The sequence below is a fragment of the Halococcus hamelinensis 100A6 genome (assembly GCF_000336675.1).
GTDB lineage: Archaea > Halobacteriota > Halobacteria > Halobacteriales > Halococcaceae > Halococcus > Halococcus hamelinensis.
Genome location: NZ_AOMB01000035.1, coordinates 49,019 through 70,480 on the forward strand (window position 1 = coordinate 49,019; position 21,462 = coordinate 70,480).

The 21,462-nt window shown below is 59.7% G+C and carries 18 protein-coding genes; 11 read left to right on the forward strand and 7 right to left on the reverse strand.

Annotated elements, in window-relative coordinates; genetic code table 11:
- Positions 1 to 13: 13 nt before the first annotated feature.
- Positions 14 to 952 (reverse strand): D-2-hydroxyacid dehydrogenase, encoded by a 939-nt coding sequence (locus C447_RS12745; RefSeq protein WP_007694505.1) that lies wholly within the window; start codon positions 950 to 952, stop codon positions 14 to 16.
- A 575-nt stretch (positions 953 to 1,527) separates the two neighbouring features.
- A complete protein-coding gene (locus C447_RS12750; protein WP_007694507.1) occupies positions 1,528 to 2,289 on the reverse strand; it encodes an IclR family transcriptional regulator in 762 nt (253 codons plus the stop codon).
- Between the two features lie 341 nt (positions 2,290 to 2,630).
- On the opposite strand from C447_RS12750, the gene C447_RS12755 reads away from it, so the two are divergent.
- From C447_RS12755 to C447_RS12765, 3 genes are all read left to right on the forward strand, one after another.
- On the forward strand, positions 2,631 to 4,178 hold the full coding sequence (locus C447_RS12755; protein ID WP_007694509.1) for a class I adenylate-forming enzyme family protein: 1,548 nt from the start codon (positions 2,631 to 2,633) through the stop codon (positions 4,176 to 4,178).
- Between the two features lie 92 nt (positions 4,179 to 4,270).
- Complete coding sequence (locus C447_RS12760) at positions 4,271 to 4,453, forward strand: hypothetical protein (protein WP_007694510.1); 183 nt, start codon at positions 4,271 to 4,273, stop codon at positions 4,451 to 4,453.
- Positions 4,454 to 4,602: 149 nt separating this feature from the next.
- Entirely contained in the window at positions 4,603 to 5,646 is a 1,044-nt protein-coding gene (locus C447_RS12765; RefSeq protein ID WP_007694513.1) for a cupin domain-containing protein, read from the forward strand.
- A gap of 89 nt (positions 5,647 to 5,735) precedes the next feature.
- Here the strand turns inward: C447_RS12765 and C447_RS12770 are convergent, their stop codons facing one another.
- A complete protein-coding gene (locus tag C447_RS12770) occupies positions 5,736 to 6,611 on the reverse strand; it encodes a fumarylacetoacetate hydrolase family protein (protein ID WP_029601864.1) in 876 nt (291 codons plus the stop codon).
- A gap of 126 nt (positions 6,612 to 6,737) precedes the next feature.
- Here C447_RS12770 and C447_RS12775 point away from each other — a divergent pair, with 126 nt between their 5' ends.
- Together C447_RS12775 and C447_RS12780 are read left to right on the forward strand one after the other, a co-directional pair.
- Positions 6,738 to 8,237: an aldehyde dehydrogenase family protein gene (locus C447_RS12775; protein WP_007694517.1), complete on the forward strand. Its 1,500-nt coding sequence runs from the start codon at positions 6,738 to 6,740 to the stop codon at positions 8,235 to 8,237.
- Positions 8,238 to 8,385: 148 nt separating this feature from the next.
- Positions 8,386 to 8,709, forward strand: coding sequence for a hypothetical protein (locus C447_RS12780; RefSeq protein ID WP_007694519.1), 324 nt, complete (start codon positions 8,386 to 8,388; stop codon positions 8,707 to 8,709).
- A gap of 77 nt (positions 8,710 to 8,786) precedes the next feature.
- Here the strand turns inward: C447_RS12780 and C447_RS12785 are convergent, their stop codons facing one another.
- Positions 8,787 to 10,022 (reverse strand): FAD-dependent monooxygenase, encoded by a 1,236-nt coding sequence (locus C447_RS12785; RefSeq protein WP_079255023.1) that lies wholly within the window; start codon positions 10,020 to 10,022, stop codon positions 8,787 to 8,789.
- A gap of 202 nt (positions 10,023 to 10,224) precedes the next feature.
- Between C447_RS12785 and C447_RS12790 the strand changes: the two genes are divergently transcribed.
- The gene (locus tag C447_RS12790) at positions 10,225 to 11,685 is read left to right on the forward strand and encodes a YjiH family protein (RefSeq protein WP_007694522.1); all 1,461 of its coding nucleotides are present in this window, start codon (positions 10,225 to 10,227) and stop codon (positions 11,683 to 11,685) included.
- Positions 11,686 to 11,802: 117 nt separating this feature from the next.
- On the opposite strand, the gene C447_RS12795 is transcribed toward C447_RS12790, so the two are convergent.
- The gene (locus C447_RS12795; RefSeq protein WP_010612206.1) at positions 11,803 to 12,213 is read right to left on the reverse strand and encodes a thioesterase family protein; all 411 of its coding nucleotides are present in this window, start codon (positions 12,211 to 12,213) and stop codon (positions 11,803 to 11,805) included.
- A 100-nt stretch (positions 12,214 to 12,313) separates the two neighbouring features.
- Here C447_RS12795 and C447_RS12800 point away from each other — a divergent pair, with 100 nt between their 5' ends.
- On the forward strand, positions 12,314 to 12,856 hold the full coding sequence (locus tag C447_RS12800) for a winged helix-turn-helix domain-containing protein (RefSeq protein ID WP_049904489.1): 543 nt from the start codon (positions 12,314 to 12,316) through the stop codon (positions 12,854 to 12,856).
- A gap of 89 nt (positions 12,857 to 12,945) precedes the next feature.
- A complete protein-coding gene (locus C447_RS12805) occupies positions 12,946 to 14,280 on the forward strand; it encodes a CoA-binding protein (RefSeq protein ID WP_007694527.1) in 1,335 nt (444 codons plus the stop codon).
- Positions 14,281 to 14,443: 163 nt separating this feature from the next.
- On the opposite strand, the gene C447_RS12810 is transcribed toward C447_RS12805, so the two are convergent.
- Together C447_RS12810 and C447_RS12815 are read right to left on the reverse strand one after the other, a co-directional pair.
- The gene (locus C447_RS12810; RefSeq protein WP_079255019.1) at positions 14,444 to 15,217 is read right to left on the reverse strand and encodes a maleate cis-trans isomerase family protein; all 774 of its coding nucleotides are present in this window, start codon (positions 15,215 to 15,217) and stop codon (positions 14,444 to 14,446) included.
- 1,115 nt (positions 15,218 to 16,332) lie between these two features.
- Positions 16,333 to 17,349, reverse strand: a complete 1,017-nt coding sequence (locus C447_RS12815; RefSeq protein ID WP_007694531.1) for an NAD-dependent epimerase/dehydratase family protein — start codon at positions 17,347 to 17,349, stop codon at positions 16,333 to 16,335.
- A gap of 92 nt (positions 17,350 to 17,441) precedes the next feature.
- Here C447_RS12815 and C447_RS12820 point away from each other — a divergent pair, with 92 nt between their 5' ends.
- The 3 genes from C447_RS12820 to C447_RS12830 all read left to right on the forward strand — a co-directional run bounded on the left by C447_RS12820 (position 17,442) and on the right by C447_RS12830 (position 21,402).
- On the forward strand, positions 17,442 to 18,539 hold the full coding sequence (locus C447_RS12820) for a Gfo/Idh/MocA family protein (protein ID WP_007694532.1): 1,098 nt from the start codon (positions 17,442 to 17,444) through the stop codon (positions 18,537 to 18,539).
- 157 nt (positions 18,540 to 18,696) lie between these two features.
- Positions 18,697 to 19,803 (forward strand): D-xylose 1-dehydrogenase Gfo6, encoded by a 1,107-nt coding sequence (gfo6, locus tag C447_RS12825; protein ID WP_007694534.1) that lies wholly within the window; start codon positions 18,697 to 18,699, stop codon positions 19,801 to 19,803.
- Between the two features lie 153 nt (positions 19,804 to 19,956).
- On the forward strand, positions 19,957 to 21,402 hold the full coding sequence (locus C447_RS12830; RefSeq protein ID WP_007694537.1) for an MATE family efflux transporter: 1,446 nt from the start codon (positions 19,957 to 19,959) through the stop codon (positions 21,400 to 21,402).
- Positions 21,403 to 21,462: the final 60 nt, after the last annotated feature.

The window sequence follows — 21,462 nt, forward strand, 5'->3', positions numbered from 1 at the left end:
TTGTGAGGCACCGTTAGACCACCCGGTTCCACGGCTCCGCGCCGTGGTCGAATCGGCCGACGTTGGTCTCGATCAGGCGCGCGACGCGCTCGCCGTAGGTGACCGACTGGGCAGCGGCGTGAGGGGTGACGATGACCTCCTCCATGTCCCAGAGCGGCGATCCCTCGGGAAGGGGTTCGGTTTCGAAGACGTCGAGCGCCGCGCCGGCGATCTCGCCGGTGTCGAGCGCAGCTTCGAGGGCGTCTTCATCGACGATCGCGCCGCGACTGACGTTTACGACGAAGGCATCGTCGCGCATCGCTGCGAGAACCTCGGCATCGACGAGGCCGTGTGTCGCATCGTTCAGCGGCGTGGTCAATACCACGAACCGAGCGTCGCGGACAGCATCGGTGAGGGTTTCGACATCGTGGATGCGATCGAGGCCGAGCGTCGATACCGGACGGACGTCGACGCCGGTGACGTCCATTCCGAGCACGCCAGCGCGCGCGGCGACGCTGCTCCCGATTTGGCCGAGGCCCACGATACACGCCGTGCTCTCACCGAGTTCGAACGGTCGTCGCCACGGGAGCCGTCCCCACTCGTGTTCGGCCTGAGCGTCCCGGAATCGATGGAAGCCCTTCGCGAGCATACACAGCAACCCGATCGCGCTCTCGGCGACGAGATCACCTGCGATCCCGGTGCTGTTCGTGACAATGACCCCGCGCTCCTCGTACGCATCGAGCGGGAAATCGTCGTAGCCGGACCGGATGGTATGGACCCAGTCCACCGCGTTGAGGAATTCGTCGTGGTGATAGACGGTCACGACGCCATCGAACTCATCCACAGTATCGAGGTCACAGACGTCGACTTCGAGGTCGGATCCGGCGAGTTCGTCGGACAGCGCGCTCGCCGGACACGGATGGGTTCCCCAGTCGTAGACGCCCAGTCGACGGATCGGATCGGTGTTCGTCACAGTGGCGACACACCCACGACCAGCATAACTGTTCGTGATCAGACGGTGCTGGGAGACTTCTGGACTGACTACTTCAGCGGCGGCACCGGGAATGAGAACAGTACCTGTGCGAGATCTTCTGCGAACCACTCCCACCGACGGTCTTCCTATCGAGTTCCGCTTCAGCGTATCTCGAAGAGACCGTGTTCGATTATACCGGAATTGAATTGTTTGTTACATAACTTTGATGCCTCGATAGCCGAGCTGTGTAGTCAGTCGATTCCAACCGATTAGATAGGTTTTTGGTAGGAACACGATTGGGAATTTGGCGAAGCGGGGGTTTGATAGCGATGGTCTGTTAGATGATAGTGCTAGATCCGATTTTGAGTGGAGGTCCGTATATCGAACAACGAGACCACCAGCTACACGACACGATTAGCAGCCTAGGAGGACTCACGAAAGTAGTAGACAAGATAGCATCATAGCCGGAACACATCGACACGACACAGCACGACGTAACACGCATAGCGCTGCTACACACTCCCTCATTGACGTTTCTTCACTCCTGACGATGTGTATCTATCAGTGATCGCGACCTATCGACCATACTCGTAGTTTATCTTGATAGTGCTGGAAGCCTCACGAACGCTCTGTACGAGTTCCGTTCTATAGTCCTCCTTTTTGAGGCGGTCCGTGGGAGCAACGATCGCAACAGCGCCTAAAACCTCGTCGTCGACGAAGACGGGAGCCGCGATAACGCCCATACCGATGACCTGTTGGTCCCAGTCGACCGCATATCCGTTCTCTCGGATCGTTGCCAGCTCGTTCGCCAGTGTCCGTTCGTCCGTAATCGTATGTTCGGTCATCCGCTCCAGATCGCACGATTCTACTATCTCGGAGCGACGTTTCTCGGGGAGATTGGCGAGAATGGCCTTCCCGGTAGCCTGGGAGTGAATGGGCAACGTCAGTCCTGGATAGATACCCAACTCGAGTGCTTGGGCCCCTTCTATAGCATGGATGATCACACATCGTCCGTTCTCTTCGACCCCAATGTTCGGTAGCTCACCGGTCTTTTCGGCCAGGGTCTGCAGGACGGGCCTCGCGACGTGGAAAAAGCGGTTTCGGTGTTTTAGCCGTCCCCCGATGTCGAGAAATCGATATCCCAACCGATAGCTGTTCCCCGTATGGACGACATACCCGGTCGATTCGAGCGTTCGGAGATAGTCGTGTGCAGTACTCCGAGGGATATCCATATACTCCGCGAGTTCCGTCGGTCCAACACCGTTCAATCGCCACAAAATATCGATGATTTCGAACGAACGGGCGACCGTTTGAAGCGGCTGTGTCGTCTTGCCCATAGCACACGATCGACCCTGTTGGTGATAAATTGTTCGGTTATTTCGGATAGTTACTCGTGACGGGCTACAACGCGAGCATCGGGAGGCGTCCGTACACGTCGCTCCCTCGGATGGAAAAACGGTCGACCGGGAAGGCGACGGTCTGGAACAACCATGAACGAGAGATCCGTTCGCGCTCCCCTTCGACTTGATCCGGATATGTCGGAGAGTCTCTACCAAGGTAAGTGGTAGCTCACTCACCCGACGAAAGTCGGACGAGCTCGAGACAGTCGCGCAGATTCGGGGTTACCGACCCGCCACCAGAAGCATTAATGATGATCGGTAAACGTACTATTCGATACATGGAGTTCCGTGATGCCTTCGAACGGACAGTGCGTTGCTACAAGTCCGAAACCGCGATCATCGCCAGCGAGGGGGAGCGAGTCTCGTATGGGGAGATAGACCGTGGTAGCAACGAACTCGCAAACACACTCTATGAGCGTCTCGGGAACGCTGCGTGTGCTGTGTTGAGCAGGAACCGGCCGGAAGTGATCGAGGCGATGATCGCTGGCCACAAGAGGGGTGCCGCTACCGCTCAATTGCCGTTCCGAGGAGAGGCATCGGAACTCGTTCGTATGTGTGAAGCGGCCAACGTGGGTGGTCTCATCTTCGACGATGATACGGTTGAGACTGCCCAGAGGATGCTAGAGTTAGGCGAGTTCGAAGTAGCCTTCCACATCGGGGATTCGAAGGTAGCAGCATCGATCGTCGAACCCTACGAGGAAGCGTTGGAGGAACCATCGTCGGACCTCGATTCATCGCTCCCGGTCGGCAGCCAATGCAGCGTATTTTACACCAGCGGAACGACGAGTCTCCCGAAGGCGGTCCCGTTCAACAGTGAGCAGTTGTGGTACGGAGCGATCCAGGGAACGATGGAACACGGTGTCGACAAGACCGATATCGGTGTCATGGCCACGCCCTGGTACCACATGGTCAGTAGTGATGCCTGGATTTACCCCCATCTTCTGGCGGGGGCGACGATCCTTCTTCGCTCGGAGTTCGACCCGAGAGCGACCCTCGAATCGATAGCGGAAAACGACGCCACCGGGTTGCTGGCCGTTCCAACCCAACTCGCCGCAATGAACGAGGTCCAGGAGAACGCGGAATACGACACCGACTCGCTCTCATATATTCGGACGGGCGGCTCGGTCGTCAGTGAATCCCTCGTCGAAAGAACCAGTGCCCTCCTCTCGGAAGGGATATACAACACTTATGGAATGACCGAAGCGGGACCGAATCTCGGCTTCGCCCATCCGAGCGAGCAACTCGAACGACCAGGGACCATCGGGAAGGAATCCTATACGTACGAGCTCCGCGTCGTTGAGCCCGCTCCGGTCCGGGAAAACCCCGACCCGGAGGCAACCGTCGATGCCGGCGAGAGGGGGGAAGTCATCGCGCGTGGACCCGGCAAAGCGAAAGGATATATCGACAATCCAAAGGCGGAGAAACGCTCGTTCTTCGACGATTGGCTCCGGACACGCGACGTCGCTCGGGTCGACGAGGACGGCTATCTGTTCATCGTGGATCGTGTCGATAACATGTTTCAGAGCGGTGGCGAGAACATATATCCGGTCGAGGTAGAACACACACTCGTCGAACACGACGCCGTAGTAGAGGCGTTCGTCTACGGGACCGACGACGAACACTGGGGAAACGTCGTTAGTGCAGTCGTCATCACCGATGGCGATGTTTCCCGGGAGGAACTCGATGAGTTCTGTCGAAGTAATACGGGTCTCGCGGATTACAAGCGTCCGCGAGAGTACGATATCCGTCCAAACACGGAGTCGATCCCGCGTACCAATACGGGAAAGATCAAACGAGACGAGATACTATCCAGGGAAGAAGAATAGAAAGACCGGCTACAGGCACCATCGACTCCCGGTCGGATACTGTTGGATGGGTGTGCGGTATGCTTTTATGGCTTCCTTGACGATGAACTTTCATGGCTGAATTCGACAATCCCTACGCCGAAGCCGATCCGTTCGTTCGAGCCCACTTCGACTGTCTGAGCTGTGGTGGAAAGCTCTGGGAGTATGCCATCCAAGGCCAGATGGTGTGTGAGGACTGCCGTTCCGTTTACTCGTCGAGCGAAATATTCGAGAAACAGGCAAATACAGAGGCATAGCCACCACGAGACCCGTCGGAATAGGAACCTCTCTCATAGTAAAAAGTCGGTGGTAGCCTCGGATCGAGGTCCCCAACACACTTATTGCGACTGCGGTTGGTATATTTGACATGGCTCAGACGGAGCAAGATACGGAAGAACTCTTGGAGATGAGTTCAGAGACACGGGATATCCTCGAGAAACACGACTTGCGACCCCTCTGGGAGGTCGAAGACGAGATGGGGACCTCCCGTCCCACGGTGGAGGCGGACATCTGGAAGTGGGAGGACATCCAGCGTGCCATCGATGGAATCGAGCGTGACGTTCCCATCGCGGACCTTCCACCGGGCTTCCAGCGTCGGGTCGCCGTGCCGATCAATACACCGACCGCGATATCGAACTCCATCTACGTCGGGGTACAGACGGTCTCACCCGGTGAAACCGCTCCAGCACATCGCCATTCGGCGAACGCGCTTCGATTCGCGATAGATGGCCACGAGGAGATGAAAACGGTCGTGGCTGGCGAGGAGTTCCCGATGGAAAACAACGACCTCGTGACGACACCGCAGTGGGAGTGGCACGACCACGTGAACGACTCCGACGAGACCGCGGCGTGGCTCGATGTCCTCGACCTGCCGTTCGTCCTCGACTCGTTAAACGCACGTCAAGCTTTCGAGAATCACGAACTCGAACGCCAACCCGTGACGAAGACCCAAGGCTACTGGGACTCCCAGTACGGTGGCGGTCGACCGGCGGATGAGAAGTCCGATGGGTCGATCCCGGGGCCGTTCGAGGGACGCATGGATGCAACACCGCCCTATCGGTTCGGGTGGGACGAAATGCTCGAAACGCTCCGCCAGCGTGAGGAGAACGACGACCCGGACCCACACGACGGGTACAGCCTCGCGTACGTCAATCCCGCCACCGGGAAAGAGCCGCTCTTCCCGACGATGTCGTTCAGGGCGCAACTGCTCTCCGAAGGTCCGACCGACCCGCACTTCCACAACGCGACGGAGGTGTACTTCGTCATCGAAGGGGAGGGTGCGACACACGTGGGTGAGAAGGTACTGGAATGGGACAAGTGGGATATCTTCGTCGTGCCACCGAACGAAGTCCACCACCACGAACCCGACGACGAGGCGACCCTCCTCGGCATGACCGACCGGCCGGTATTCGAGGCGTTCAACCTATACGCCGAAGCACAACCATCGTAAGTACGTGACCAGAGAATCGCCACGGTCTGCGCTGGCTATACAACTATTCTATATCATAGGTTGCGACAGCAACGACAGCCCCGCCCGGCTTAGTTGTCCTGCTGGCTCTTCTGCACGTTTATGTCTTGGAACGCGACGTCGCGTTCGCTGACCTCGACAGTCATTGATCCGACGTTTTCGATCTCGGCGTCGATCACGTCACCGCCCGTGATCGCGCTGACTCCCGCCGGCGTTCCGGTGGTCACGACATCGCCAGCCTCGATCGTCGTCCCGATGGATGCGTACTCGACGACGTCGGCACAGCTGTAGATCATGCCGCCGGTGTTCTCCTGCTGGCGTGTTTCGCCGTTGAGCTGCAACTCCATTTCGAGGTCGTGTGGGTCCTCGACTTCGTCGGGTGTCGCGACGCACGGCCCGATGATGGTGAACGTATCGTAGGATTTGCGATTCGAACGGTCCTGGTCACCGCGAACGGAGACATCCAGAAGGATCGTGTACCCCAGGATCTCATCCCAGACGTCCTCGGCGTCGATGTCCTTGATGTCCGAGCCGATAACGAAGCCGAGTTCGATCTCGTGGTCGACGCGTCGGTCGTTGAACGGAAGTTCGATACCGTCTTCCGGCCCCGCGACGCTCGATGGTGCCTTGAGGAAGTAGCCTTTATCCTCGATGGTGAACCACTCATCGGTGACGATGTCCTTGTCCGCAAGCGCCTCTTCGACGTGCTTCTCGTAATTCAACGGTGCAGCGATCACCTTCCCCGGACGGCGTACCGGTGACTCGATCGCGACCTCCTCGAGGTCGTAGTCGGGCTCTTCGTCCTCGTATTCGCGAGCATCGAGGCTATTGCGACAGTACTCTTTGAGGGGGTCGTTCGTCCGGAGACCGAGCCGATCGGTGACGTCAACGATACTGCCGTCGTTCAACAGGCCGAGCCGGTCGTCGTCGAATCTAACGAGTCGCATACCGACACACCACGAGCCGGACATATAAATTATCCCGTTTCGGCCATCGGCCCCATAGCCCCGCCCGAACGGCGATCCTGCAGACCAATAGTAAACTTTAATCATCTCGTATTACTACACGGGTGTGTGACTCGATCACAGCCATCACCACACGGAATCGACGGGGACTGGAATCGTCTCTACATCGACGGAGAGTGGCGGGAGGCGGACGGGGGCGAGACGATCGAAATCGAGGATCCGTCGACACGTGAGAACGTAGCGACCGTACCGGCCGCGACCGAATCCGACGTCGATGCGGCCTACGAGGCTGCCGCCGCAGCACAGAGCGATTGGCGAGAGACACCGCCGGCTCGTCGGGAGGAAGTTCTCCGGGCGGTGCTCGGATCGCTGGACGAATACGAAGACGAAATAATCGAACTCATCGCTTCCGAGGCGGGCGGTACCCGTGGAATGGGAGAGACGTCGCTTCATCTGGCGACCGACCAGACTGCCGAGGCCGTGACGCTTCCTCGGCGGATGAAAGGCGAGCATGCCGCTTCCAATATCCCCGGAAAGGAAAACATCGTCGAACGCGTGCCACAGGGCGTCGTGACGGTCATCTCGCCGTGGAACTTCCCGCTCAACCTCTCGATGCGAGCGGTCGCGCCCGCGATCGCGGCTGGAAACGCTGTCGTCCTCAAACCGGCCACTAACACGCCTATCGTGGGGGGCTTGCTGTTCGCGCGTCTATTCGAAGAGGCAGGGCTGCCCGAGGGGATCCTGAATGTCGTCACCGGTTTCGGTTCCGACATCGGCGACCGTGTCGCGGGTCATCCCGAAAGCGACGTGGTCGCGTTTACGGGTTCGACCGAGGTCGGACGCCGTGTTGCGGCGTCTGCCGGTGAGAACCTCGCGGTCGCCGCAATGGAGCTCGGTGGTAACAACGCACACATCGTCACGGACGATGCCGATATCGATGCAGCCGTCGATGCCGGTGTGTTCGGGAGTTTCACGCACCAGGGCCAGGTCTGTATCTCCATCAATCGCCACCTGGTACAGGAGGACGTCTACGACGAATACGTGACGAAACTCTCCGAACGGGCACAGGAACTCCCAGCAGGAAGCGCCCACGAGCAAGTAGCCGTCGGGCCGATCATCGACGAGTCTCAGCGCGACCAGATGCTCGGGTACGTCGAAGAGACGATCGAGGCCGGAGCGACACTCGAAACCGGTGGGGAGACGGTCGAGCTCGACGATGTGGAGGATTCGCTGGTCGTCGCGCCGACCGTCCTTTCCGACGTCTCCAACGACATGGCCGCTGCCTGCAACGAACATTTCGGCCCGATTGCACCAATCATCCCCTTCTCGGACGTCGATGAGGCCGTCGAACTCGCCAACGCCACTGAATTCGGTCTCTCGGGGTCGGTCCACGCCGGCGACGTAGCTTCGGGGAAGCGTATCGCTGAACGGATCGAAACCGGGATGATCCACGTCAACGACCAACCCATCAACGACGAAGCGCACGTTCCGTTCAGCGGGACGGGAGCCTCGGGCGTGGGTGGGTACAACAGCGAAGACATTCTCGACGAGGTGACCGAAAAGAAGTGGATATCACTTCAACACGAACCCCGTGAGTTTCCGTTCTAAATAGTGGACGGGGGTTCGTTTTATCGGTTGAAACACCGGGGGAGAAGGCGTACCTCGAACGGATGCTGTGCTTTCCGCACGTCACGGTGCAGCCCCTGAGCGAACCTGGATGGAGTGGGTTTACAAGGAATCGAATCCAACGGAAGCTATGGAGCTAGAACCGAATTTCGACGCGACTCAGGGGAGACGTGACTCGATCCCAGACGCGGACGACGTCTACGACCAGGACGAGGAGCTCCCCATAACGGACCTCTTCGACGATACGTTCGTACGGTCACACAGCGAGTTCGACTCGTTCGATGAGATGGTCGCTGCAAGCCCGAGTACGGCCGATTCTGCGAACGAACTCGAACGAGTGGCCCATCGGGAGTGGGACGAGTTCGTAGCCGAGACCACCGACTTCGCGGACGAGAGGGCACTGGTGATGGCCGCTCGCGACCACTGGGTTACCAAACGGCTGAACCTGGGGTGAAAACGCAGGCACATGGTCTCCTTGAAGACAGCACACACTTCGCCAACGGAGGGAACCGACGGGCCGTAGAACTCGACTCAGTAGTTTCCGGTCGATACTATCGGTGGGGACCCGTGGGGACCGTACGGTGCATCGTCGAGCCACTCCCCGGCCACTTCGAAGTGGTCCGATAGTTCGGCGGCCGCTTTCTTCCGAAGGATCGTTATGGGGTTCTCCCCCTGGAGATATTCGAGGGCCTGTCCGGCCGCCTCGAGGTTGTATTCTGCAGCCTTCTCACGACGGGCGGCAAACAGTTCGACCTCGTCTCGGGCAACCGCAGCAGTACGTGCATTGAGTGCCACGGTGATCGCCGAGGCAGCCTCATCGGCGTCGGCGATCCCGGAGTTCATTCCCCGGGCACCGAACGGTGCCAGGAGGTGGGCCGCCTCGCCGGCCAGTAGTACACGGCGGTGTTCGTCGATGAACGTATCCGCCATGACCTGCAGGAAGTAGTAGGACGACACCCAATCCAACCTATCGGTGTACTCTTCACCCATGATATCACCGACGAACTCCCGCATTTTCTCGGTACTGCTGAGTCTTTCGGGGTCGTCGCCCTCGATACACTGGATGTCGAGCCGCCAGCCCCCAGCGAACGGGACGAGCAGGACGTTCCGGCCGTCGGCTTCGGGTGCATCGTAGTGAAACAGGCGCTCTAGGTCGGGATGGTCGTCGTTTATCCGTTCGTCCGCTATGTCGGCGATGATGAAGGCGTTCTCGGACTGATCACCCTCGAAGTCCGCCCCGATTTCACTCCGGACGGTCGACCCACCACCGTCGGCACCGACTACGTACTCAGCCTCCCACTCTCGACCATCGGCGGTTTGTACACGGACGTTCTCCGCCGAAGAGGAGACCGAATCGACCTCGGCCTCCCAGTGGATATCGACGCCGACGTCCTCCAGGGCTTCGAGCATATACTGCTCGGTGACGACCTGCGGGATGCTGGTGAAGTGTGGGATCTCCCCGGAACCCCCGGGCGATTCGTACGTCCGGTCGAACACGGTTTTGCCACGATACATCGTTCGACGTGTCGGCCAGACGAGCCCCTCCTCCACGAGGTCGGTCCCGAGTCCGGGATGGACTCGTTCGAGTGTTCGAAGCGTGGACCCGTGTACGTAGATAGCTCGGCTTCCGGAGCGGTCCCGGTCCTCGGGTTCGGCCTCGAGAATGGCCGTTTCGATCCCACGTGCGTGTAATGCAAGCGCGGTTGACATCCCAACTGGTCCGGCACCAGCTACCAGTACTGGCTCATCCGTAGTCCCGCTCTCCATGCGAAATAATGAGGGAAGGTGACAGTATAGTACTTGCGGTTGGCTGAGGTTTCGTTGACGTCGGAGGGAGACCGGTCATCGGCGCACCAGGCCAGAAACGTGGTTCGACGGAGACACGAACACGACGCGACGGTAGTAGGCGAAGAGCCGATCCCCATATACCATCGTTATGTTTAATGCTAACGAACCTGTCCGTCGTTCTATGTTCGGGAGCGAAAGCTGGCAAGATGACGATCACATCTCGGGAGAGTCGGTGTCGCCTGAGCAGAAGTCGATAGGTGATACGGAACGTACCGAGAAGCGACTCCAACCGACGCTGAAGTTCCTCGTTGCATTCGGCGTCGGCGCGTTTTTCTTCCTCTTTCCGGTGCAGTACGAGGGGCAAACGACGATACCGCTCGATGTTCTCTTGGGATTCGTACAGTCTACGTCCCTGCTCGCTGTAGAGCTGTTCGTGTTGTTTGTGATATTCTTCGGTGCGATCCTGACAAGCATATCGATGATCCACTCGCACGATATCGTGGATCTGAACGGACGTCTCGGCGACTCCATCCAACCGGGCTACTGGCAGACATCGAATCTCTTCTGGGCGTTTCGTGTGGTCGCGATACCCTTGGCTCTAGCTATGTTCTTCGAAGTCGGTCCGGACTGGCTGCTCTCCGACGCTATCGCCGGTACGTCCTGGGACGTTCTCATGATTACGATCGTACTCGTCATTCCGATCGGGGGGATATTCGTCAACCTTCTGGCCGAGCTCGGAGGGCTCGAATTTATCGGCACACTGGCCCAGCCGGTCATGCGACCGCTATTCAATCTCCCCGGTCGTTCGGCGCTCGACAGTGCAGCCTCGTGGCTCGGCTCGTTCAGCATCGGATACTACCTCACTCGTAACGTCTTCGATCGTGGTGGGTACAACAAACGTGAAGTGTTCGCGATCTGCACCTGCTTTGCGACGGCGAACCTCGGGAGTGTCGGTGCGGTCGCTGCCATTCTCGGTGTGTTGAACATCTTCCCGGTTTTACTCCTCCTGTACCTGATCGCAACGCTGACCGTGGCCGTGATCCTCGTCCGTCTTCCACCACTCTCGACCGTTCCGGAGGAGTATATCGCGAAGCCGGACCCGGAGCCGAAGTTCTCCGGCTCCGTGACGGACTACTTCCAGTTCGCCTTCAACGAAGGGGTCAAGACTGCCGAGGAGGGCAAGTCGATCTTGCGAGCGGGGATCGACGGGTTCGTCGATGGAACGAAACTCACGGCCACCATTCTCGGTACGATAATGACGATAGCGACCGCCGTTCTCCTTCTCGTTGCGTACACGGACGTCTTCGAACTCCTCGCAACCCCGGTCGTTCCGGTGATGGACGTTCTCGGCATCCCCGACCCGGAGACTGCTGCGATAGCGATCATCGCCGGTGCCGGTGAGTACTTCGTGGGTGCAACGGTCGCTGTCGAGACTGACGTTCTGACGAAGTCGTTCGTGGTGATCGTAACGAGTGCGCAGGCGATCTTCTTCGCTGCGTCGGCCCCCATGATGGTCGATATGTTCGATGACATCCCGATGCGGTTTCGTGACCTCACTGTTCTGCTCGTGCTCCGGACCGCGCTACTCATCCCTATCGCGGCTGGGCTGACTCACGCGGCTGCCAGTCTGGGTCTGATCTAGGGACATACTCCCACCCACCGGGGAATACAACGACCAACGGACTATCGAGCGACCACTGTGTCGGGTGAACGGAGTTTACAACGCCCGGCTCCTCGGACTCCACTTGTCTCCGCGGATCTACCGGGAATCGGGGTCACCCTCTTCGAGTGCGCTCCGCAGGTCCGCTGGAACCGCGACACTTCGGTCAGCGCCGACTGGAACACAGACACGGTGTTCCGTTCCCTCGAAGACGGTTTCGCCGTCGTGAGTTGCGTGGTAGTCGAATTCCACGCTGGAGTTCCCCACGTTCGCCTCTAACCCGATCGCGACCTCGTCTCCACCCGCTACTTGCCCCTGGAAGTCGAAGTCCATAGACACGAGCGGGAGACCCAGTCCGTGCCGGTCGTGGAGTTCCCAGTACGGCCACCCGATCGCTTCCATGAACATATCGGACGTCTCGTGAACCGCGTCTATCATCCGCGGGTAATGTGCGATACCGAAGGGATCCGTGTCGGAGAACCGTACGGTCCAGGTTCGTACAAAGCTCATCGATTGACGGTCCCTTTACAGATGGACCGGATATAAGTCTACTGTACCCCTCTCATCATCGAACGACTTTTTACTGATACCTTCCAGAGAGTCTCACTGGATGAACAACGATTCGCTCGATGTGTCACCCCGTGACATCACGATCCTCAAAGCACGCGTCGACAACCCTACTGCTTCAACTCGGGAACTCAGTGACGTTCTTGAGGAGAACTACGGGATCTCGCTTTCCCACAATCGTGTGAACGAAATACTCCGAACGCTGTCCGAGGAAGGCATCTTCCGGAAGACCATCCTCCCGAACAAGGATATATTTCGTCATTATCTGTTCCGGCTCTCGTTCGATTTCTCCGAGTTCGCGGAAAACTGGCAGGAGTGTTACGAGGTGCTACTGAACGACCCGCATATACTGATGTTCTTCACGGCAGACAGCGGTTATCAGTGGCATATGCTTGCGCAATTTCGAACGGATGACCGGATGGAACGGTGGGTACACGACTTCTTCGTCGAGTATGGCGTGCTGATATCTCACTTCCACAACACGATGCTCCACAGCGTCCACAAATTCAAAACGGAGGCCGCGATCTTCGACAACGTGCTCGCCGAAACCGAAGAGGGGCGTCGCTATCTGGAGTACGAGAGCTGATTCGGTTACTCGTCGCTTGTAGGGGAACTGGAAGGGTCTCATACCGCTCGCTCCCCAAATTATATTACATCGTTCGCCCTCGTCCGTCCATGGGAGTAACGGATTTCTTCGACCCGGACGGCATCGCAGTCATCGGTGCATCGAAAACCCCCGGTAAGCTCGGCAATGACGCGATGACGAACATTCGGTCCTACGACGGGGACGTGTATCCGATCAATCCTTCCAGTTCGGGACGTGTCTACGGGTACGAGTTCTTCGATTCGGTTCGTGACGTCGAAGCGGACCTGGCTCTCTGTTGTGTTCCCAGCACGACCGTGCCCGAAGTCCTCGAAGAGTGCGGCCAGAGCGGCGTCGGTGCGGCCGTGATCTTCGCTGGCGGCTTCGCGGAGGTCGACGAAGCGGGTCGAGACCTCCAAGCGGATGTCGTCCGGACGGCCGAAGAACACGATATGACGGTCTTGGGACCGAACACGGCCGGTTACTGTATTCCTCGTCTCGGTCTCTACGGTTCGTTCGTCCCGCAGATACGCGAAATCGAGACCGGAAACGTTGCGCTTCTCGCTCAAAGCGGTGGGGTCGGTATCACCTCGTCCTTCCAGCTCGATAGGGAGGAGTACGGCGTGTCGACGATGTTCGGGCTCGGAAACCGGGCGAATACCGGGTTCGCGGACCTCATACCGGTGCTCGACGACGACCCTCAGACGGAAGCGATCGCCGTTCACATCGAGGGCACCGAGGACATCGAGAACACGATCGCCGCCTGTCGGAACGCGGAAACACCGATCGTGATCTACAAGGTCGGCTGCGAGAACATCGATGAGTTCGTTCGCTCGCACACCGCTGCCCCGATTCAGAGCCGCGAAAGTTACGAGGAGAGGCTCGTCGGAGAGGGGGTCGTATTCGTTTCGTCCGTGACCGAGATGCTGGATGCGAGTCGCGTGATCGCGGATTCACCGCGCCCCCGGGGTCGAAACGTCGGTATCGTCACAGCCCAGGCCGGTCCCGGGATCATCATCGCCGACGAGCTCGACGAACGTGGCGTTGAATTTCCGGACCTCACACCCGAAAGCTACGAGCGGATCGACGACCTCCTCCAGGGAATCACTTACACGGGGAATCCAGTCGATACGGGTCGACCGCTACCCGAATTTGGAGAGGTGATCGACGTGGTCGCCCGCGACGAAAACATCGATATACTGGTGGTCTACGAGATCTACGAGGATTCGCTCGGCTATCCGACGGAGGAACTCGGAGCGCTTTCCAGAGACGTCGACAAACCGGTCCTCTTCACCGTTGCAGGACCCGCCGGCTCGCTCGAAGACGAGCGCCTCGAAATGGAGAGGCTTGGTGTACCGACATTTCAAGCCCCGGAACGGGGTGTACACGCAGTTGCGGCCCTAGTCGATCTGGCCGACGGTGAGTGAAACGATGGACGAAGGAGCATCGTCGTTTTGAGGTGGCACATCCCGCCGGCAGACCAGACAGACGGTCCAATGGAAGCCTCGTTTCGAAAGTGTGGCTCATCAGAGAGGTTCGGGGGTTTCTCTACGACGTGCGATGGCGACGTAAGGACTAGTCAGCAGTTCACTATCGGTGTCGGTTCTGTTCGTTCATTCCACCGTCGAGAAGACGTCCTGCGCCCTGGACCTGGGTGCTAAGACCGAGTCGGTCGAGGATCTCGTAGGTCGTTGCAGATGCCGCAGAGAACGTTGGAAGACCGAATTTGTCCTCGGCGGCTTGAACCGAAGCAAGCGAGGGCATCTGCACGCACGACGAGAGGACGAGCGCATCGGCGCTGTCCGTGTCGAGCCCTTCAGCGATATTCATGAGGTTACGCTGGTCGAGCTTCGCGACCTCGAGATTGTCGGGGCACTCGAGAGCCTCGTAGTCGACTACGGAGACACCTGCGTGCTCGAAGTAGTCGATCACCGTTCGAGTGAGGTCCTCCATATACGGTGCTATGAGCGCTACGTTCTCGGCCTCCAACCGTTCGAGTGCCCGCACCAACGCTCCAGCACTCGTGACAACGGGTGCAGCACCATCGTTCTCGACGGTTTTCCGGTGGAGCTTCGACTCACTTTCCTCGTGGTATCCGGGGCCTTGGGCCATTATCCCGATGAGACAAGCGTACGCAAGAACGTCACACCGCGCATCCGACAGAAGAGTCGCACAGTCCTCGGAGTGTTCGTCCATTCGTTCGAGTTCCTCCTGGGTCACACTCTGCATTCGCATCCGGCTAGAGTGGAAGGTAAAATCCTCCTGATAGTGCCCGGGTCGTGCTTGCAGCATCGCCGGTATCTCCGTTTCCATCGTAACGTTCGAGCTGGGAACAATCATCCCTACCCGGTAGCTATCTGCCATGATATTGTTACACTGTTCTGTCTCTATAAGGTTATTCATTCTATTGTAACATCGCTGCCCGAAACCCATGGTTTTACTCGCCATCACGACGGCTGCTGGTCACACTCAAGCACCTATCGATACGTGTCGTTGTCTACCACCAGCCCGACACGACCTCCGCCCGCATCCCCATTCAGTGGCGTGAATTCACACCCGAGGTCGTCTACGAGGATAACACCGAGTCGGGGATGCTTCTTTCCATACGAGTGGTTACGCCGGGGAAGACGACACTCATCGCTCGCTGGCATCACCAATACAAACTGCTTTTGGATTCAACGAACAGTCTCAAAAATTGTATCTTGAGATCTCAAAGATATTCGCACAGTATCCCAGATAGACTTTACTATTAAAATATTCCATGTTGCCGTCTTGTGGGATAGAACATGGAGAGTTAAATTTCAGTACCTCGTTCGTAGAAGAGATAAGTTATTGCGTGATATGATAGGGAGACTGTATCAATCACGAGATCGGTCATACTTTGATTTCAGAAAATCATCGCCCGCACGATTCCTCGGAAGCGGCTTGAGCGGTCTCCAATACTTCCTGATAAATTGGGCCCGGTGGAGTTGCGCGGGAAGAAAATCGGTTGCGTTACGGTACCTCCGACGAGTTTCTTCACGGATAAGTGACTCGCGTAGGCTCTGGAGAACTCCTCGATGAACTCACTGAGGGGCTAATCGAGTTAGCATGCTCTGTTACAGGTCGTCCTCTTGTTACAGTACCCATCTCGATCTTTTTGGTGGCTTCATCCTTTTGAATGGTTTCCCAAGATGAACCGCTGTGTCGCTCGCTTTCCTCCGACCCTCGGAACAACTGGTGGAGTTGTGATGGGATAGTTTCCAAATGAGCTGTCCCGTCATGAACAGTATCTACGTAAGGACTTCTTACCGAAAGAGGTAGTATAGGGCTACTGATAGACAGATGCTTTCACAGTTTTAGTTCAGATAATGGGCCTCTCGTCGGGGCCAACGACTCCGCCGATGCTGCGGCGTCGGCCGGCCACGGCGCGGATATCCTCGACGAGTTTTGACTCTGCTTCGGACGCTCATCGCCGTTTCTGAACGAAACAATGTACGTTACGTCGATTCCGAACGAACCGTCTCGACGAACGCATCGGTCGATTCGCGCCACGCCTCGACGAGCCGGTCGTACGCCGGGTCGTCCCCAGCGTCGATCGCATCGTGAACTTCGAGATGGTCGACGGTACGCTTGACGCCCGTCTCGAACGGGATGGAGTAGGTGAATCCGAGATCGCGGCGTGCCTTCGTGTTGTCGAAGACGGTGCTGAACCGGAAGTGGTCCTCGAGCATCCCGGTCCTGTCGGGGACGGCCGCGACGAGCTGGTCCGTCGGCACGTGGACGAGGTCGGGTTCGGGTGCATCGAGCGCGCGGGCGACCCGACGGTGGTACTGGTTCCAGGTGATGTTCTCCTCGCTGGTGACGTGGTAGGCCTCCCCATACGCGTCGGGGTTGCCGACGGTGGCGACGAACGCCCGTGCGACGTCGTCACGGTGGCACGGCCCCCATATCGAGGTTCCGTCGCCGTGGACGACGATGGGGTCACCCGCTCGGATCCGCTCGATGTAGCGGGTGTCGGTCCCGAGCGAGTGGAGCAGCGTGCCCCCTTCGCCGTAGGTGCTCCACGGCCGGATCACGGTAGTAGCGAACAGCTCGTCGTCCACTGCCATGAATCGGTCCTCCGCGTCCGCCTTGTCCGCACCATACTGGCTCACGGGAGGGTCGCGCGCCGCATCTTCGGTGACCGGGTTGCGTTCGGTCGGACGATGATAGACATCGACCGTCGAACAGAACACGTACTGGTCGATCCCGTCACCGAACGCCTCGATGGCTCGGTCGGCTTGGTCGGGTGTAAAACAGACCATATCGATCACGCAGTCGGTGTCTAGGTCCCTGACCTGCGCTGTGAACCGGTCGTGGTCGTCTCGGTCGCCGTGGACGAACTCCACCGACTCCGGAACCGTCGAATCGGTCTCGCCCCGCGTGAAACAGGTCACGTCGTGGCCCGCAGCGACGAGTCCGCGTGTGATGCCGGTGCTGATGAGTCCGGTGCCGCCGATCAAGAGGACGTCCATAGGTGGTGGTCGTCGAGCGAGCGAATAAACCTCTCGGTCACATCACATGAACGAAACGGCTATACTGCTCCCGGACCACCCTCCGGCGCGAAATGGCTCAGTACACCGTCGCCGTCATCGGAACCGGTCCAGACCCACGAAATCCAACCGTCGAGGGGTTTGCGATGGGCTATCGCCATGCGGAAGCCTACCGTGAGAACGACGACTGTCGGCTCGTCGCGTGCGTCGACGTGGTCCCCGAGAACGCCACCGCGTTCGCCGAGACGTTCGGCCTCGACGAAGAACGCGTCTTCGAGGACTACGAAACGATGCTCGCGGCCGTCGAACCCGACATCGTGAGCGTGGCCGTGCCACCGGCCATCCACGAGATGGTCGTCGTCGACTGCGCCCGAAGCGGCGTCGTCGACGCCATCCACTGCGAGAAACCGATGGCGCTGTCGTGGCCGGCCGCCCAGCGGATGGTCCAGACCTGCTGGCGGCGCGACGTCCAGCTCACGTTCAACCGCCAGCGCCGGTTCGGCCGGCCGTTCGTCGCGGCGAACCGATTGATAGCGAAGGGAGCCATCGGCGACCTCCAGCGGATCGAGATCGGGTGGGGTGACTTCTTCGACACCGGGGCACACACCGTCGACCTCGCGGGAATGTTCAACGACGACCGACCCGCCGAGTGGGTCATCGCCCAGCTCGATTACCGCGCGGAGGACGTCCGGTTCGGGGCCCACCAGGAGAACCAGATGTTCGCCCAGTGGCGCTACGACAACGGCGTCTACGGCCTACTCTCGACCGGCGAGGGGACCCCGATGGTCGACGCCGCGTTCGTGCTACGGGGGACCGAGGGCGTGGTTCGTATCGACGTCGCCGACGGACCGACGCTCGAACACGAGCACGACGGGGTTCGCGAGACGGTCAACGTGGACGGTGAGACGATACACGGCACGCCCGAGGACGACGACCGGTTCGGGTCGGTGCTTCAGGACCGTTCGGTCGCGAGCGCCATCGAGGCGCTCGAAACCGGCGAGGAATCGCCGATCGCCGGGCGGGTCGGCCTCAACACCACCGAGGTCCTGTTCGGTGGCTACGAATCGGTGCGCCGCCGTGGTCGCGTCGACCTCCCGCTCGACGGGGTCGAGAGCCCGTTCGAGACGATGGTCGAATCCGGAGCGCTCTCGCCTGCTCCAACCGACGAGTGACCGGGAACCACGAACGCCGGCCTGCTCGGATCGGGATCGAGTAGCACGAAAGAGGGAGTGCGGCCCGTAGCGGATGAGCCGGACCACGGTACCGGCCCCCACATCATCGGCACGACGGAGCGGCGTGGGCCGTGACCGAACCCGAAGCTTATGATTTATGATGTGGCACGTCGAATATCGTCCCGTGGAACCCGATAGCATCCTTTCGTACGTCGAGTCGTATTCGCACCGGGATTGGCTCGAATCGAACGAGGACGAAGGCGTCGTTCGGTTCGCCATGGTGGGGTTGGGGTGGTGGACCCGCGACGAGGCGATGCCCGCCGTCGAGCATTCGACGTTCTGTCGGACGACCGTCGTCGTGAGTGGGTCGGCGGAGAAGGCCGCGAACGTCGAGGACGAGCACGGATCGATACAGGTCGGACTCACCTACGACGAGTTCGTGGCCGGCGAGGCGACCGACGCCTACGATGCAGTCTACGTCTGCACTCCGAACGCCCGTCACCTCCCCTTCGTCGAGGCCGCCGTCGAGCACGACAAGCCGATCCTCTGTGAGAAGCCGATGGAGGCGACGGTCGAACGTGGCGAGGGGATCGTCGATGCCTGCGAGGATGGAAGCACGACGGCGATGATTGCCTACCGAATGCACACCGAACCCGTGGTCAGACGGGCACGGGAACTGGTCAGGGCGGGTGCGGTCGGCGACCCGGTTCACGTCCACGGCGATATGTCCCAGGGCATTCTCGGGTGGGGAGCGGACCAGTGGCGGCTCGACCCCGCCCTCGCCGGCTACGGGACGAGCGTGATGGACCTCGGCATCTACTCCATCAACACCACACGGTTCGTCCTCGACCGCGACCCGGTCGCGGTCCAATCGATGATGAACAGCGACCACGACGCCTTTTCGGCGGTTCCCGACGAGGTCGCAGCGTTCACCGTCGCCTACGAGGACGACGTCTACGGGACCTACACCGCGTCCCAGAACGCTCACCAGACCAGCCACCTCCGGGTCGTCGGGACGGATGGAATGCTGCTGATCGAACCCGCCTTCCACGGCGAGAGCAGCCTAGAGCTCCGGGTCAGTGGGGAGACCGTCGACATCGATGGGAAGCAAGTCGACCAGATGGAAGAGGAGTTCGACTACTTCGCCGACCGTCTCCTCACGGGACGCGACCCCCACGGAACGCCCGAACACGGTCTCGTCGATCTACGAACGCTCGCCGCCATCTACGAGAGCAGCGAGACTGGCAGAACTATCGAGTTGTAGGTCATCGCCCGAGGCTCCGGTGTTGATCGCGCCACCAACTGACTATCGTTCGGGCTGGCTCACCCGTTCGCATCGGAAGTATCACTCGAAGGCCGAATCCACCCACCTTCGTATGAGCAAGACTTATCATCGGTCTCGGATAGGGTGAGAGAAGTGGCGATCCAGACGAACCCCCTCCGAGCCCTCCTCATCGGGATCGGCATCGTTCTCGAACGATTGAGCCTCGTCGACCGGAACCGTGCCCACGAGACGACCGAGCTCGCGTGGCCCCGCATCGTCACGGGCTTCGCTCGAATGTCCAAAAGCGTCGTGGACGTCGCGATGGTCGGTGTATTCACCGGCTCGACGGCCATCGCAGGGATGGGGTTCGCGGGACCTTACTGGGGAATGACGTTCGCCATCGGCAGCGGAATGGCTGCGGGCACGATCGCGCTCGTCTCCCAGCGATACGGTGCGGGTGCCGACGACGAACTCGGACAGGTCGTTCGTTCGAGCGCTCTCCTGGTGACCGTCATCAGTCTCCCCGTCGCCGCGGCGTTCTGGGTCTTTCCGCTCGAACTCGTCGGGTCGTTGAGCGACGACCCCGGTGCCGTCGGGTTCGGCGCGGAGTACCTCCGGGTTCTCGCGCTCGGGGTTCCGTTCGCCATCCTGAACCAGATCGGAAGCCGTGTGCTGGTCGGCGTCGACGACGCGTGGACGCCGATGGTGGTCCGCTCGGGCGGGGCGGTAGTCAACGCCCTTCTCAACACCGTCCTGATCTTCGGGCTCGGGATGGGGGTCACCGGGGCCGCACTCGGTACCATCATCGCCGCTGCGCTGGTCACGACCGCGTTCGCCCTGGGTCTGACGGTCGGTCGGCTCCCCGTGATCGGCGAGTTTCCGGTACGTATCGACGTCTCCAAGCGATACGTTCAGTGGGGGGTCTTCGGCGACCTCGTTTCGATCGGCCTGCCGGTCGTCGGCCGCAGTTCCGTCTGGACGGTGGCCCGGTTTCCGATACTCGTTTTCGTCGGCACCTTCGGCCCACAGGTCGTCGCCGCCTACGTCGTCAGCCGGCGGATATGGGGACTGATGAACGTGCCCGGATGGGGATTCGGTCTCGCCGCGAGCAGTCTCGTCGGTCGAGCGCTCGGGGCGAACGAGGAGGATCGTGCGGCGGTCTACGGTCACGAGATAACGTACTTCACGGTGGCGACGTACCTTCTCGGAGCGGTCGTCGTCGCGGTGTTCGCCGAGGAGATCGTCGCGGTGTTCGTTACCGATCCTCGATCGTCGATGGTCCCGGTAGCGACGGGGTTCGTGTACGCTGCCTGTCTCGCGGTCGTTCCACAGGGCGTCACGGAGAGCATCGCCGGTGCGCTCGATGCGACGGGCGACACGAACTGGCCGTTCTACGGACGTGCCGTCGGGATGTTCGTGTTCGCGATTCCGCTCACCTATCTCGGCGCGACGACGTCGCTCGGCTTGGTCGGGTTGTATCTGGCCTTCCTCGGCGAGAGTCTCCCCTCGGCGCTCATCAGCTACTATCGGTTCCGTTCCGAACGGTGGAAACGGATCAGCCGAAAGTACCGGCCCGAGAGCACCGCCGGGAACGACTGACTCGACCTCGTTCCGGGACACTCCAAGTACCACGAAGGTGACCGAACGGTAGAAAGGAGA

Coding starts and splice junctions, on each gene's coding strand:
- C447_RS12765 (WP_007694513.1), top strand. CDS start 4,603: ATGAGTTCAGAGACACGGGATATCCTCGAGAAACACGACTTGCGACCC.
- C447_RS12820 (WP_007694532.1), top strand. CDS start 17,442: ATGGCTCAGTACACCGTCGCCGTCATCGGAACCGGTCCAGACCCACGA.
- C447_RS12795 (WP_010612206.1), bottom strand. CDS start 12,213: ATGAGCTTTGTACGAACCTGGACCGTACGGTTCTCCGACACGGATCCC.
- C447_RS12755 (WP_007694509.1), top strand. CDS start 2,631: ATGGAGTTCCGTGATGCCTTCGAACGGACAGTGCGTTGCTACAAGTCC.
- C447_RS12780 (WP_007694519.1), top strand. CDS start 8,386: ATGGAGCTAGAACCGAATTTCGACGCGACTCAGGGGAGACGTGACTCG.
- gfo6 (WP_007694534.1), top strand. CDS start 18,697: ATGATGTGGCACGTCGAATATCGTCCCGTGGAACCCGATAGCATCCTT.
- C447_RS12815 (WP_007694531.1), bottom strand. CDS start 17,349: ATGGACGTCCTCTTGATCGGCGGCACCGGACTCATCAGCACCGGCATC.
- C447_RS12750 (WP_007694507.1), bottom strand. CDS start 2,289: ATGGGCAAGACGACACAGCCGCTTCAAACGGTCGCCCGTTCGTTCGAA.
- C447_RS12800 (WP_049904489.1), top strand. CDS start 12,314: ATGAACAACGATTCGCTCGATGTGTCACCCCGTGACATCACGATCCTC.
- C447_RS12760 (WP_007694510.1), top strand. CDS start 4,271: ATGGCTGAATTCGACAATCCCTACGCCGAAGCCGATCCGTTCGTTCGA.
- C447_RS12810 (WP_079255019.1), bottom strand. CDS start 15,217: ATGGCAGATAGCTACCGGGTAGGGATGATTGTTCCCAGCTCGAACGTT.
- C447_RS12785 (WP_079255023.1), bottom strand. CDS start 10,022: ATGGAGAGCGGGACTACGGATGAGCCAGTACTGGTAGCTGGTGCCGGA.
- C447_RS12805 (WP_007694527.1), top strand. CDS start 12,946: ATGGGAGTAACGGATTTCTTCGACCCGGACGGCATCGCAGTCATCGGT.
- C447_RS12790 (WP_007694522.1), top strand. CDS start 10,225: ATGTTCGGGAGCGAAAGCTGGCAAGATGACGATCACATCTCGGGAGAG.
- C447_RS12770 (WP_029601864.1), bottom strand. CDS start 6,611: ATGCGACTCGTTAGATTCGACGACGACCGGCTCGGCCTGTTGAACGAC.